The following is a 12,961-nucleotide window of genomic DNA, read 5'->3' as shown; positions in this document are numbered from 1 at the left end:
TATATATGTACTATAGAACCAGCCGCCGACATTCGAACAGGAGTGGGCTCTGGTATCCGATTCGAGGGACACCCCGCCCCGCGCCGAAGCGGGGTTCCGCTCGGGAGTAGGGTGTGCGTGTGTCCCTCCCCCCTCGCGTCACGGTGGTGATTCCGTGCCGAAATGACGCCGGCTTCCTCGATGCGTGCCTCGCCGCGCTCGCGGCGCAGACGCATCCGGCCGACCATGTGATCGTGGTCGACAACGGCAGCACCGACGACTCCGCGGCAGTCGCCCGGCGCCATGGCGTCACGCTCGTCGAAGAGGGGAACGTGGGCATCTGGCCGGCGGCCGCGCGCGGCTACGACGAGGCCATGGACGGCGCCGACATCATCGCCCGGCTCGACGCGGACTCGCGTCCGCACTCGGACTGGATCGCACAGCTGGTGCGCGCCTTCGTGGCTGATCCGGGCCTCGGCGTGCTCACCGGGGGAGCGGAGTTCTACGGCGGAAGCGCGCTCACCAACTACCTCGGCGAGAACTGGTACATCGGCGGCGGGCACTACTGGGTGAAGAAGTGGCTCGGCATCCCGCTGGTGTTCGGCTCGAACTTCGCCATGCGCACGCGGGTGTGGCGGCGCGTGCGCGACCTCGTCGATCGCGACAACGCGCGCATCCACGATGACCTCGACCTGACCATTCGCCTGCGTCCCACGGACGGTGTGCGCTACGACCCGCAACTGCGCATGCCGGTGTCGGCGCGACCGCTGCAGACACCGGGCGGACTGTCGCGGCGCGTGTTCCGGGTCGCGACGACGTTCGCCGCGAGCTGGCCGGAGGGCGCGGCATGGCGTCGGCGCGACAGTGCGCAGCGGGGGACGGATGCCTCGGCCGCCGCCGCGGGCGACTGGGTGCCCGACGGCCACGACTGGGCTCCCGAGCTCGGCCGCTGAGCCGAGGGTCGCTTCTCCGTTCTCGAGCGGGCGTCGGCGCCCTGCGCTACCGTGGCCGCATGTTCGAGATGACCGAGATTGCGGCGGTTGCGGCATCCGTCGACGAAGTGTGGGCCGATCTGACGGATGCCTCGCGCCTCGCCGCCTGGATCTGGCCGGCGAGGTTCGAGACCGAAGCAGTGGTCGAACCGGTCGAACTCGGACGATGGGAGGTGCGATCGTCGGTCGCCGACCTTGCAGTGCTCGGACGCGTCACGGCGATCGAGCCTCCGCATCGCCTGCGCCTCGAGTGGCGGTGGGAGGGCGAGCAGCACGCGACCGACGCCGAGCTGACGCTCGAAAGTGCAGCGGATGCCTCGACCCGCCTCACCGTCAGGCACACGGGCTTCCTCTCCGACGACGAGCGCGTGAGCCACGTCGAGGGCTGGACGAACTGCCTGCAGCGGCTCGTCGACCGCCACGGCGGTGCGCCCGGCGCCACGCTCTGAGGCGCACGTGATCATCGAGTTCGAGGGCGAGATCTTCCGCTGGGACGCCCGCGAGGACGCGTCGTGGTTCTTCACCGCCGTGCCGCCCGAGCTGAGCGAGGAGATCCGTGAGATCCCGCGTCCGTACCGCGGATTCGGGTCGGTGCGCGTTCGTGCGCACATCGGCAGCTCGGAGTGGGCGACCTCGATTTTCCCGTCGAGCGACGGTACGTACGTGCTGCCGCTGAAGAAGGCGGTGCGCGTGGCCGAGGGGCTGGTCGATGGCGGGCCCGTGGTGGTGCGGCTCGAGGTGCTGGACGGGTAAATCGCGCCCCGTGGCGTTGAGCGAGCGCCGCGAGACGGAACATCTCGATACCGGTCGTTGAGCGAGCGCAGCGAGACGAAACGCCTCGATCCCGGTCGTTGAGCGAGCGCTGCGAGACGAAACGCCTGCCGGTTCACTGCGCACTTTGCTCACGAATGGGTGGAGTAGCCCGATATAACGCCCGTGCGCGGTCGATCTTGAGCAAGTCAATGGTCGTTACTCAATCTTGAGCCTTTCCTGAGGAAATGCAGGCGTATCATGCGTTGACAAAGGCATGAGAGAAATCTCATGCTCTTTGGTGGGAGGGGATTCGCGCTCGCGTGTGTCCCAAACCCAGCTCTGACAGAGTCTGGGATTTTTACTGGGGATTGTCGAGGGACCGGTGCTTTGGTGCGCCGGTCGGTCAGAGCTGACCTATCAACTCACACACACTGGGGAGTAACCGCACATGCGTGCATCAATCAAGAACTACATGGACGCGCTCGAGAAGCAGCGCATCGAGCGGGGCGAAGACGGCGGCTTCTCGCTGATCGAGCTCATCATTGTCGTGGTGATCCTCGGCATCCTTGCCGCGATCGCGATTCCGATCTTCCTCAACATCCAGCAGAACTCGAAGAACGCTGCGCTGGAGGGCATCGCCGGGAATGGCGCGGCGGCTGTCGCAGCGGGGCTCGCCGATACCACCGCCGGGGCCGTCGCGATCACTGCAGGTACGATTCCGGCCACGCTCTTCAACACGGACACTGGAGTAACCGCCGCGGTTGCCTCGGTCCCCGCCGGCGGAACTATCACCCTCGCGAACTTCTGCGTCACGGCGAGTGCCGCTTCTCCCAGCCCGCTGAACGGTGGCACGGCCGGTACCGCTGGTCCTGGCTGCCCGTAAGGCTGTCGCCTCGAGGGCCGGTGCAAACGTGCTCCGGCCCTCGCGGCATCGCATCAGAGGAAGCGTCAGTGGGGGAGGTGAGCAAGTGAGCGACCACAAGACTCATGAGGCGGGTTTCAGCCTCATCGAGATCGTCATCGCGGTCATCCTCCTAGGCTTCATCGCCATCGCACTCATTCCCCTCCTCCTGCAGGGAATTCGACTCTCCTCGGAGCAGTCGACTGTTGCGACCGCGACCCGTCAGCTCAACGCTCTGGTCGAGGACGCCCGGCAGGCACCGACGTGTGACAGTCTCCTCGAGGCGGTCGCCACGAAGACCGGTTTCACAGATGGACGTGGAAAGCCGTTCCAGACACAAGGCGTCCGCGGGGCTTGCACGCCTGGGTCCGCGGTTTCCGTCTCTTTCACTGCCACTCAGGGTGCGTCCACGCTGGCGTCCGCGACCGCTCTCGTATATGTCCCGGTGGCACCGTGAGCATCCAACGCAGCAACGCTAACGAGGACGACGACGGGTTCTCATTGATCGAAGTGATCGTCGTCGTCGTCGTCCTCGCGATACTCGGAAGTCTGATCGCCATGATTCTCGTAAGTACTCTGCGCACGCAGGAGAACGTGTCGGCCCAGACGACCGCGACGACCCGCGGTCAGCTGGTAGCGAGCGAGATCGAGCGAGCAATGCGTAATGCCGTCGCCTTCGCGATCACGGACGGCGGGGCGACGCTCAAGGTGAACACCTCACTCGACGACGAACTCAAGTGCCAGGGCTTCACCTTCGGCTCTAACGGTGTGCGAATGGCGGTCACCGGCTTCCCAGGGCCTGATTCATCCGTCTGGCCGGTGTGGCAGGACCACATCGCGCAATCAGGAGCAACCGACTTCTTCGAGGAGACCGGCACGCAGGGCGTCCGGTATTCCTTCGAAGCCACGACCACCGACGCTTCGGAACCGGCAACGACTGCGCCGGTCCACTTCACGGGAGACGCGTATATGCGAAACGCCGCTGCAGGGACGATGACGCCATGTTGGTGACCTCCCGCGTTGAAGCATCCAGAGCCGACGGGCGCTCGACGCCTGGACAGTCGGATGATCGTGGCGCTGCCATCGTGATGATAGTCATCGTCATGTTCGTCGGCATGATCGCGTCCATCGTCATCGCCGGGTCCGTGTTGTTCGCCATTCAGGCGAACGCCGGAAACAAGAGCACAACGCAGGCCTTCGTGTCGGCCGAGTCTGGGCGCGACGCCATGCTGGCCGCGGTGATGGCGAACCCGTGCGCCAAGTCGATCCCCGCGTCGACGACAGCGCCGCTGTACTTGAATGTCAAGGCCGAGTTCGGTGCTGACCCTTCTAACCTCACGGATGCCTGCCTGAGCAACAGCGCGGCCGCTGTAATCCGTATCACCGCGACGGGCCAGGACGTGGATGGGGCAAACACGACGGTGGTCTCGGACTACCAGCGCGGCGTGCGCTATGACAAGCAGCCGGGTGGCACTCTGGCGTACTTCGCCGGCCAGTTCAAGCTGACCCAGTCGACATATCTAGGCGACCTCGTGATCCGGACGGGCCACTACGAGTGCAACTCTACGACAGCGATCGACGGTGACCTCTGGGCGCCGAAGGGATCGATCGAGCTCAGCGCAAACTGCCACGTGACCGGCAACGTATACGCGCAGGGGGCCATCGCAACCAAGGGCTCCGGAGTCGTCGTCGGCAAGAACATCGTCTCCGAAGGCGACATCACGCTCGAGTCCAACGGCGGCTCGGTGGGCGGCAACGTCATGGCGGCAGGTGACGTGACCGTGAAGAACATGACTGTTGCCGGCAATGTCACGGCTGGTGGCTCGACGGCCGACGTGACGGCGAGCCTGGTCACCGGGACGGTCTCGCCGGCGACTCCACTTCCCGCGGACGCCTTCGTTCCGTCGCTCCAGAACGTCTATGACATGACGACCTGGGTCGACTTCCCATCGACGCTTGGCGCCTGGGGCGGGGACGTCGATTGGCGTTCGACCTCGTGCAGCGGTGACGTCACCGCCTTGATCACGGCGCCCCTTGCGGCAGGAAAGACGCGGGTGGGAGTGGACTACACGGCCTGCAGCACCGCGGTGACGATCAAAGTCGGTGGGAGCCACGTCATCCGGAACGACGTGCTGTTCTTGGTGCCCCCAGGGGCGACGATGAATGTCCAGCTCGGTGCGATGAGCGTCGGATCGCCGACACCGCAACTGTTCTTCATCCACGCCGACAACACCCCCGATCGAGCGGTGACGTGCCCGGCTTCCGTCGGCTCGGGTGGCGACAGCCTCACTCAAACGGTGAGTGGCACAGCCAAGGTGCTGATCTACACGCCCTGTGGCATCAAGACCGCGCCGAAGATGGTCGGCTTCGCCGGTCAGTACTACTCGGGGGACAGCGGCAGTACGAAGCTCGAGCAGCCCGACTTCGTGTGCGAGCCCATGGCGTGGGAGCCCCGCATCGACCTCGGGTGCAAGCTGTCCGAAGCGCCCGACGGGTCGGGGGACATCGTGACGACTCTCCTGTCGCCATCGCTCCTCACTCAGACGGAGTTGGAGCAGTAGGCATTGTCGCCCGTGACACTCATTTTCACCGTCGTGGCCGGCGTCCTGGGGCTCCTCATCGGGTCGTTCCTGAATGTCGTCGCGTATCGCATCCCCGCGCACATCTCGTTGATGCGTGCCAGCCGGTGCCCGCACTGCGACGCGGCGATCAAGCCATGGCACAACGTGCCCGTCCTCGGGTGGGTCGTTCTCGGCGGTAAGTGCGCGAGCTGCAAGGCACCTATCTCGGCGCGGTATCCCGTCGTCGAGGCGACCACTGGTGTCGCATTCGCGCTCGTCGTCTGGTGGGCAATCGCGGTCTACGAAGGCGTTCTCGGCACGACCTTGCCGGTGTATCTCGCCTCGCCGGCATGGGATGGGGTGGTCCTCGCATCTGATCTATGGGCACTCGCGCTGGTGATTGTTGCGCTGCTGTACTTCGCAGCGATAAGCATCGTGCTCACGCTCATCGATCTCGACACGCACCGACTGCCGAACAGCATCGTGCTGCCGAGCTACGTCGTGGCCGGCGCACTGTTCACGGCCGCCGCCTGGCTGAGCGGGGATTGGGCAGCATTGCTGACCGCGGCCGTCGGGATGGCCGCGATGTACGCGCTCTACTTCCTCCTGAGGCTCGCGCGACCGGGAGGCATGGGCGGGGGCGACGTCAAACTCGCTGGCGTCATCGGCATCTACCTGGGCTGGATGGGGTGGGGTGCACTCGCCGTCGGCGCTTTCGCTGCCTTCCTGCTCGGCGGAGTGTTCGGCATCGCGCTGATGCTTGCGCGGCGCGCGGGGCGCAAGACCGCCATTCCGTTCGGTCCATGGATGATCCTCGGCGCCTGGGTGGGAATCTTCGGCGGCCAGGCCATCGGCCGCTGGTACACGAACTTGTTCATTGGGGCATGAGGGAAGGACAAGACGCATGGCCAAAACGATCGTCGCTCTAGAGGTGACTGAAGAGAGCGTTCGCGCCGTCGAGCTCTCACGCGGCCGTAAACCGCACTTGATCGCATACGGCGAGGTGCCGCTGCCTCTGGGAGCAGCGCGCGACTCTGAGGTGCTCGACTCCGGTGCGGTCGCCGTAGCACTCCGCCAGCTGTGGACCGGAGCCCGGTTCAAGAGCAAGAGTGTCGTGCTCGGTGTGGCGAGCCGACGCATTCTCGTGCGGGAGTATACCACCCAGGCGATGCGTCCTGACCTGCTGCGCGAAGCGCTGCCATTCCAGGTGCAGGACCTGCTGCCCGTACCCGCGAGCCAAGCCGTCCTCGACTTCTTCCCCCTCTCGCAGAACGGTGATCAGGTCTCCGGGCTGCTCGTCGCGGCGGTGGCCGACAACATAGAGCAGATCATCGGCACCCTTGGCAAGGTGAAGCTCCGTGCTCAGGGCGTGGACCTCGCGGCCTTCGGCCTCGCCCGGGTGACTGCCCCGCTCGCGGCCCCCGATGAGACGGTTGCCACCATCAGCATCGGCGACCACACCACACAGGTCGTGGTCTCGCGCGGCGGTATCCCGCAGTTCGTCCGAATCCTGCCGATTGATGTGGCTACTTCCGCATCCCGGCGGCACGCCATCGAAGCGAACGCCGACGCGCTCGAGTACGCCGCGGCCGGCAACGGTGCAGGCCTCACCCGTACACGCGGGTCAGTCCGCACGGCGGTCTCGCCCGGAGTGTCCGACCTTGCCGCACGCCTCCGCAGCACACTGTCGTTCTTCGCCACCCGGCCGGGCGCCATCGCCCCTTCACAGGCGTTCGTCACGGGTGCGGGCGCCGCGGTTGAGGGCGTGATGCCAGCGCTCAACGCCGCAATAGACACGTCCGTCAGCATGGTCACCGTGGGAGATGTCATCGGCATGACGGGGCAGCCTCCCGCTCTGGAGACGGCACTCAACCTCGTCGGCACCGTGGGCATCGCACTCGGGGAGGCGCGCCGATGACCGCGATCGCACCCCCTCTGGCAGGGCTGGCACGCGTCAACCTCATGCCGCGATCCGAGATCGTCCGGCGCGAGCGCGACGAATTGGTGCGGCGCTGGATCTGGATCGTGTTCGGCGCCATCATCGTCGCCATCCTCATCATCGGAGGCGCATTCTGGTTCAAACTGATGGCCGAACAGCGGCTTGCCGCCGAACAAGCCCACACCAATGCGCTGATCACGGAGATCGCCTCGCTTTCCGAGGTCAGTCAGGCGCTCGCGACGCAGTCCGAGTTGACGGACTACCGAACCGAGGCGATGGCGCACGATCTGGAGTGGGCTCCTGTGATCGCAAAGGTGTCTGGGGCGCTGCCTGCGGATGCCGCGCTGACCGGCTTCGACTTCACCGTCGGCGGGGCTCCGCAGACAGACGACCCATCGCTAGAGCAAGGGGTTGTCGGCACGTTTGCAGTAGATAGCCCGACGCCGCTCGACATCGTCCCGATCATCCGCGCTCTGCGCGGTATTGACGGCGTCCTCTACGCCGATGGTCAGTCGATCACCACGAGCCAGGCCTCAGAGGGCCGGTTCGCGTATCAACTGAACGTCGAGTTCGACCAGACCGTGTACTCGGGCGCATACGCCTCCGAAGACGCGGCAGCCGAAGAAGGTGACAACTGATGCCCAAGCAATTCGTCACGGCGATCGGACTGGTGCTCGCACTGGGGGTGGTCGCGCTCGGGGTGTTCCTCGTCGCGCTCCCTCTGTACTTCGCAGCTGTTGGGGTGGACACGCAGACGGCCACCGTCGCCAACTCCAACGCCATCTATCAGACACAGGTGGACAACCTTCGAGAGCAGGAGGAGAACCTGGACACGATCAATGCGGACGTCGACGAACTGCGCTCACAGATCCCCGCGACGGGCCAGCTCGACGACGTGTTCGAGGTGGTCGCCCAAGCGTCCGCGACCGCGGGAGTATCACTCACTTCCGTCACAGCCGGCGAGCAGGTCGTTTTCACCGTCCGCACAGCCCCAACCGACGGCGACGTCGTGACTCCCGTTCCCGTGCCCGAACCCGCGCCGACCGAAGGGGCTGATGGGTCGGATGCCGCCACAGACACCGCAACGACGACCGATGCGGCGGGGGCAGCCCCTGAAACGGCCACCACAGGCCGACAGCAGGTCGATTTCGTCATCAATGCCACTGCTGCGGACATGGCCCAGGCCACGGCCTTCCTGGATGAGCTTCGTCGCGGACCGCGCTTGCTCAACAGCGTCAGCGCGATCGCCAATCAGTCAGGTGAAGGCACCATCGACCTGCAGATCTCGGCGATGACGTACCTGGACTCGGAAGGGTGACGCTCGTGGAGAACGTGGACTTCGAAACGATCCTTGCGCGCGGTGCGGAGCATCGGGCATCAGACGTGCACATCACCGCCGGTGCGCCGCCGCTTCTGCGTGTCGACGGCGATCTCGTTCCCGTCCCCGGGTACCCCGCGGCTCTCTCCCACGAGTGGGTCGAGAAGACGGCCTTCGACCTCATGACCGAGGGGCAGCGTCAGGAGTTCATGGACAACGGCGAGGTCGACCTCGCTCATGCCACTGCCGGGATCGGTAGGTTCCGCACGAATGTGTTTCGCCAGTTGGGGTCGATCGCGATCGCGCTTAGATACATTCCCGACCGCGTCTACACACTGGAAGAGCTGGGGGCCCCAGCCATCGCGCAGGACCTGGCTCTCCGTCCTCGTGGGCTCGTGCTGCTGACGGGACCGACGGGATCCGGCAAGTCCACGACGCTCACCGCGATGGTCGACATCGTGAACCAGCTCCTCGCCGCGCATATCATCACGATCGAGGATCCGATCGAGTTCCATCACGAGAGCAAGCGGTCGCTCGTCCATCAGCGTGAGGTCGGGCGCGACACGGCCTCGTTCGCCGAGGCGCTGCGCCGGGTTCTCCGACAAGACCCGGACGTGATTCTCATCGGCGAGCTCCGCGACCCGGAGTCGATCAGCACCGCTCTCTCCGCGGCGGAGACGGGGCACCTCGTCCTCTCCACGCTGCACACCCAGGGTGCCGCGAAGAGCATCAACCGCATCATCGACGTGTTCCCGGCGGATCAGCAGCATCAGATCCGAACGCAGCTCGGTGACACTCTCCAGGGCATCATCAGTCAGACGCTGCTCCCACTGTCCCAAACGAACGGTCGGACGATCGCGACGGAGGTGCTCATCAATACACCGGCGGTCGCGAACATGATCCGTGAGGGCCAGGTCGCGCAACTCTATTCAGCCATGCAGGCAGGCTCCGAGCTCGGCATGCACACGCTCGATCAGGATCTGCGCCGTCTCGTCAGCGAGGGGACGATCGCGATGAACGTCGCGAAGGACTTCGCCAGCGATCCGAAGAGTCTCGACGGCGTGTACGTTCGTCCGCGCGATCTGGACGCCGAAGAGTGGGCTCACCACGCCGGGGAGTGGCGGCAAGCCGAACTCGACACGTCGGTTTCCGCCAACGCGGCGGCCGGCACCGGCGTCGGGATGGGATCGCGGTTCGGCACGCCGACCGCGGGCGGGCGAGTAGACCCCACGGAACGAGAGATCAGCTGGGCCGGCTCGGACGGGGAAGGCTGACATGGCTGTCGTGCAAGAGTTCGTCTACCGCGCGGTGGACTCTCGCGGTGGATCCATCGTCAAAGGCACCGTCGAGGCCGCGAGCGAATCGGCCGTCGCAGGAAAGCTCAAGGCTCAGGGTCTCACGCCGCTCGAGGTGACGCTCAAGTCGAAGACCGGTCTCAACCGGGACATCAAACTGCCAGGGGCGACCAAGTCGGTTCCGGCCAAGCAGCTCGCGGTCTTCTCGCGCCAGATGGCCGGCCTCATGAACGCCGGTCTTCCGCTCATGCGAACGCTGTCCATTCTCATCGAGCAGACCACAGACAAGCGGCTGCAGCCGGCGCTCGTTCAGGTCCAAGGCGACGTGGAGTCGGGCTCGTCCTTCTCTGCGGCTTTGGCGCGGCACCCTCAGACCTTCCCCCCGCTGATGCTGAGCATCGTCAAGGTGGGCGAATCCGGAGGCTTTCTCGGAGCCGCGCTCACGTCCATCGCCGACAACTATGCGCGTGAGGCCGAACTGCAGAACAAAGTCCGTGCCGCAGTGACCTACCCGGCGATCGTGCTCGTGATCGCGATCATCGGGGTTCTGATGATGGTCACATTCGTCGTGCCGGTCTTCGAGGGGATGTTCGCGGGAATCGGCAGTGCGCTGCCGCTGCCGACCCAGATCCTGGTTTCGATCTCGAACAACATGTGGTGGGTCATCCCGGCGATCGTGGTCGTTGTCATCGTGGCCGTGATCTGGTGGCGGGCGAACCATCACACGGATCAGTACCGCCGGGTCGTCGACCCGATCAAGCTGAAGATGCCGGTCTTCGGCAAGCTCTCGACGAAGATCGCTGTTGCGCGCTTCGCGCGTAACCTGTCGATGATGCTCGAGGCCGGTGTGCCGATCATCCAAGCGTTGTCCATCGTCGGTCAGGCGTCGAACAACTGGAAGATCGAGCAGGCCGTCCGGGACGTGCAGGAGTCGATTCGCCAAGGGCGCTCGTTCGCGTCACCGCTCGCGAAAGCCGCCGTCTTCCCGGCGATGGTCTCTCAGATGGTGTCCGTCGGCGAAGAGTCCGGCACGCTCGTCGAGATGCTCTCGAGCATCGCGGACTTCTACGAGGATGAAGTGGAGACCGCCACTGCGCAGCTGTCGGCGACCATTGAGCCCGTGCTGATCGTAGGGCTCGGAATCGTGATCGGCGGCATGGTGATCTCGCTCTACCTCCCGATCTTCACGCTGTACGGTGAGATCGCAAACGCGTAGCCCAGACTCGGCGCCCCATCCCCTCCCATTCGGGCCGGGACGTCCGATATCCGTCCCCGGGTGAGGCATTCATGCCGCCGGGGACGGTGCTATGTGCGGGAAGGGTCGAGGCATTTCGTCTCGCTGCGCTCGCTCAATGACCGGAGGGGGCGGTGGGCATTTCGTCTTGCTGCGCTCGCTCAATGACCGGAGGCTGCGCTCGCTCAATGACCGGGGAGACGCGCGGTCGAACGCGCCGTAGGCGTGAGAGTGTGCGCACCGAAGGCGCGCGCCACTCACCCCACCGCTACACCGTGACGCGGAGCACTTCCTCGATCGTTGTCAGCCCCTGAGCCACCTTCGACCAGCCGTCCTGACGGAGCGGGATCATGCCCTGCGCGATCGCGACGTTGCGGATCTCCGAACCCGTGGCACGCGTGACGACGAGCGTCTCGATCTCGTCGCTCAGCACCATGACCTCGTGGAGGGCGACGCGACCCCGGTATCCGGTGTTGCTGCAGGCGGGGCATCCGGTCGCCTTGTACAGGACCGGCACATCTTCGGGGTCGTGCGGGAACCCGAGAGCCGTCAGCACCTCCGTGGACTCGACCAGCGCCTCGCGGCACTTCATGCACAGCCGGCGTGAGAGGCGCTGAGCGATCACGCACGAGAGCGCGGTCGCCACCAGGAAGGGCTCGCAGCCGATCTCCGTCAGACGGGTGAGCGCCGACGGGGCGTCGTTTGTGTGCAGGGTCGAGAGCACCAGGTGGCCCGTGAGCGCGGCCTCGATCGAGATGTTCGCGGTCTCGAAGTCGCGGATCTCACCGACGAGCACCACGTCAGGGTCGCTGCGAAGGATCGAGCGCAGCGCCGACGAGAAGGTCAGCCCGGCGCGGTTGTTCACCTGCACCTGGTTGATGCCCGCGATGCGGTACTCCACCGGGTCTTCGACCGTGATGACGTTGATCTTGGGGTTCGCGATCGCCCGGAGCGCCGTATAGAGGCTCGTGGACTTGCCCGAGCCGGTCGGCCCAGTGGCGAGGATCATCCCGTGCGGCTTCATGATCGACTCGCGGAAGCGCTTGTCGTTCGTAGTCGAGAACAGCAGATCGCGCATGGTCATCGTCTGACCGGTGTTGTCGAGGATTCGCATGACGATCTTCTCGCCCCACACCGTCGGCAGCGTCGCGACGCGGAGGTCGACCGAGCGGCCCTCGTGCGTGACCGACAGGCGGCCGTCCTGCGGCTTGCGCTTCTCGGCGATGTCGATCGACGACATGATCTTCAGGCGCGAGATGATGCCGTCCTGGATCGCGCGGTCGGCCTTCTGCATCTCGTGCAGCACGCCGTCGATGCGGAACCGCACGGTGAGCTGCTTCTCGCCGGGCTCGACGTGGATGTCGCTCGCACGGTCGTTGATCGCCTGGGCGATCAGCAGGTTCACGAACCGCACGATGGGTGCGTCGTTGTCCTGCTCCTCGAGCGATTCGTTGAACGCCGCCTGGCTGGTCTCGCTCGACTCCTCGATGGTCATCGAGAGCTCGCTGAGCTCTTCGTCGGATCGCAGGAACCGCTCGAACATCTGCGTCAGGGCGTCGGCCGCGACCACGACGGGCTCGACGAACAGGTCGGTGATGCTCGCGACGTCGTCGAGCGCGACGATGTCGGTGGGATCGAGGATGCCGACCGTCAGTCGGTCCTTCGTGCGATCCACCGGGATCAGGTCGTACTTGCGGCACAGGGTGCCGGGCACCAGTGCGACCACGCTCGGATCGAGCGGCATGTTCGACAGATCGACGTAGCGATGGCCGGTGTGCAGTGCGATCGCCTCGGCGACCTGCGCCTCGGTGACCAGCTTCGACTCGACCAGCAGCTGCTGAAGCTCCGGACCCTCGCCCACCTCCGCCATGGCCGCCGACATGTCGGCAGCTCGGACGGCCCCAGTGAGTACGAGCGTCTGCGCAAGTCCCCTCATGATTTCCCCTATCCCCACCTGTCATACTACGGCGCGGATGTCGAGCCCGGCTT

General features: G+C 65.5%; 14 protein-coding genes. 13 read left to right on the top strand and 1 reads right to left on the bottom strand.

Translation table 11 applies throughout. From position 1 onward, the window contains the following. Positions 1-119 precede the first annotated feature (119 nt). The 13 genes from SOM19_RS11205 (at position 120) to SOM19_RS11145 (ending at position 10,954) form a co-directional block, all read left to right on the top strand. Positions 120-932: a glycosyltransferase family 2 protein gene (locus SOM19_RS11205; RefSeq protein ID WP_320486596.1), complete on the top strand. Its 813-nt coding sequence runs from the start codon at positions 120-122 to the stop codon at positions 930-932. Positions 933-991: 59 nt separating this feature from the next. After that, positions 992-1,420, top strand: coding sequence for an SRPBCC family protein (locus tag SOM19_RS11200; protein ID WP_320486595.1), 429 nt, complete (start codon positions 992-994; stop codon positions 1,418-1,420). A gap of 7 nt (positions 1,421-1,427) precedes the next feature. Beyond that, positions 1,428-1,724, top strand: coding sequence for a DUF1905 domain-containing protein (locus SOM19_RS11195; protein WP_320486594.1), 297 nt, complete (start codon positions 1,428-1,430; stop codon positions 1,722-1,724). A 472-nt stretch (positions 1,725-2,196) separates the two neighbouring features. Then, entirely contained in the window at positions 2,197-2,607 is a 411-nt protein-coding gene (locus SOM19_RS11190) for a type IV pilin protein (protein WP_320486593.1), read from the top strand. An 85-nt stretch (positions 2,608-2,692) separates the two neighbouring features. Beyond that, positions 2,693-3,082: a type II secretion system protein gene (locus SOM19_RS11185; RefSeq protein WP_320486592.1), complete on the top strand. Its 390-nt coding sequence runs from the start codon at positions 2,693-2,695 to the stop codon at positions 3,080-3,082. Beyond that, entirely contained in the window at positions 3,079-3,636 is a 558-nt protein-coding gene (locus tag SOM19_RS11180; protein WP_320486591.1) for a prepilin-type N-terminal cleavage/methylation domain-containing protein, read from the top strand. The genes SOM19_RS11185 and SOM19_RS11180 overlap by 4 nt, the downstream gene beginning before the upstream one ends. Next, a complete protein-coding gene (locus SOM19_RS11175; protein WP_320486590.1) occupies positions 3,627-5,186 on the top strand; it encodes a bactofilin family protein in 1,560 nt (519 codons plus the stop codon). The genes SOM19_RS11180 and SOM19_RS11175 overlap by 10 nt, the downstream gene beginning before the upstream one ends. Positions 5,187-5,198: 12 nt before the next feature. Then, the gene (locus SOM19_RS11170) at positions 5,199-6,074 is read left to right on the top strand and encodes a prepilin peptidase (RefSeq protein ID WP_320486589.1); all 876 of its coding nucleotides are present in this window, start codon (positions 5,199-5,201) and stop codon (positions 6,072-6,074) included. After that, positions 6,064-7,104 (top strand): pilus assembly protein PilM, encoded by a 1,041-nt coding sequence (gene pilM, locus SOM19_RS11165; RefSeq protein WP_320486588.1) that lies wholly within the window; start codon positions 6,064-6,066, stop codon positions 7,102-7,104. The genes SOM19_RS11170 and pilM overlap by 11 nt, the downstream gene beginning before the upstream one ends. Then, the gene (locus SOM19_RS11160) at positions 7,101-7,763 is read left to right on the top strand and encodes a PilN domain-containing protein (protein WP_320486587.1); all 663 of its coding nucleotides are present in this window, start codon (positions 7,101-7,103) and stop codon (positions 7,761-7,763) included. Before pilM ends, SOM19_RS11160 begins: the two co-directional genes overlap by 4 nt. Beyond that, a complete protein-coding gene (locus SOM19_RS11155; protein ID WP_320486586.1) occupies positions 7,763-8,443 on the top strand; it encodes a hypothetical protein in 681 nt (226 codons plus the stop codon). The genes SOM19_RS11160 and SOM19_RS11155 overlap by 1 nt, the downstream gene beginning before the upstream one ends. After that, positions 8,440-9,717: a type IV pilus twitching motility protein PilT gene (locus SOM19_RS11150; protein WP_320486585.1), complete on the top strand. Its 1,278-nt coding sequence runs from the start codon at positions 8,440-8,442 to the stop codon at positions 9,715-9,717. Before SOM19_RS11155 ends, SOM19_RS11150 begins: the two co-directional genes overlap by 4 nt. A gap of 1 nt (position 9,718) precedes the next feature. Continuing rightward, positions 9,719-10,954, top strand: coding sequence for a type II secretion system F family protein (locus tag SOM19_RS11145; RefSeq protein ID WP_320486584.1), 1,236 nt, complete (start codon positions 9,719-9,721; stop codon positions 10,952-10,954). A gap of 286 nt (positions 10,955-11,240) precedes the next feature. Here SOM19_RS11145 and SOM19_RS11140 read toward each other — a convergent pair whose 3' ends face one another. Further along, positions 11,241-12,908: a GspE/PulE family protein gene (locus tag SOM19_RS11140; RefSeq protein ID WP_320486583.1), complete on the bottom strand. Its 1,668-nt coding sequence runs from the start codon at positions 12,906-12,908 to the stop codon at positions 11,241-11,243. Between the last annotated feature and the right edge of the window lie 53 nt (positions 12,909-12,961).

This window comes from Microbacterium sp. CFBP9034, from assembly GCF_034045255.1.
In the GTDB taxonomy this organism is placed as follows: domain Bacteria; phylum Actinomycetota; class Actinomycetes; order Actinomycetales; family Microbacteriaceae; genus Microbacterium.
This window is presented reverse-complemented; position numbering and strand designations above follow the sequence as displayed.

Bases quoted from the DNA above. Each gene is read 5' to 3' on its own strand.
- SOM19_RS11200 (WP_320486595.1), top strand. From the start codon at position 992: ATGTTCGAGATGACCGAGATTGCGGCGGTTGCGGCATCCGTCGACGAA.
- SOM19_RS11190 (WP_320486593.1), top strand. From the start codon at position 2,197: ATGGACGCGCTCGAGAAGCAGCGCATCGAGCGGGGCGAAGACGGCGGC.
- SOM19_RS11175 (WP_320486590.1), top strand. From the start codon at position 3,627: ATGTTGGTGACCTCCCGCGTTGAAGCATCCAGAGCCGACGGGCGCTCG.
- SOM19_RS11160 (WP_320486587.1), top strand. From the start codon at position 7,101: ATGACCGCGATCGCACCCCCTCTGGCAGGGCTGGCACGCGTCAACCTC.
- SOM19_RS11155 (WP_320486586.1), top strand. From the start codon at position 7,763: ATGCCCAAGCAATTCGTCACGGCGATCGGACTGGTGCTCGCACTGGGG.
- SOM19_RS11145 (WP_320486584.1), top strand. From the start codon at position 9,719: ATGGCTGTCGTGCAAGAGTTCGTCTACCGCGCGGTGGACTCTCGCGGT.
- SOM19_RS11140 (WP_320486583.1), bottom strand. From the start codon at position 12,908: ATGAGGGGACTTGCGCAGACGCTCGTACTCACTGGGGCCGTCCGAGCT.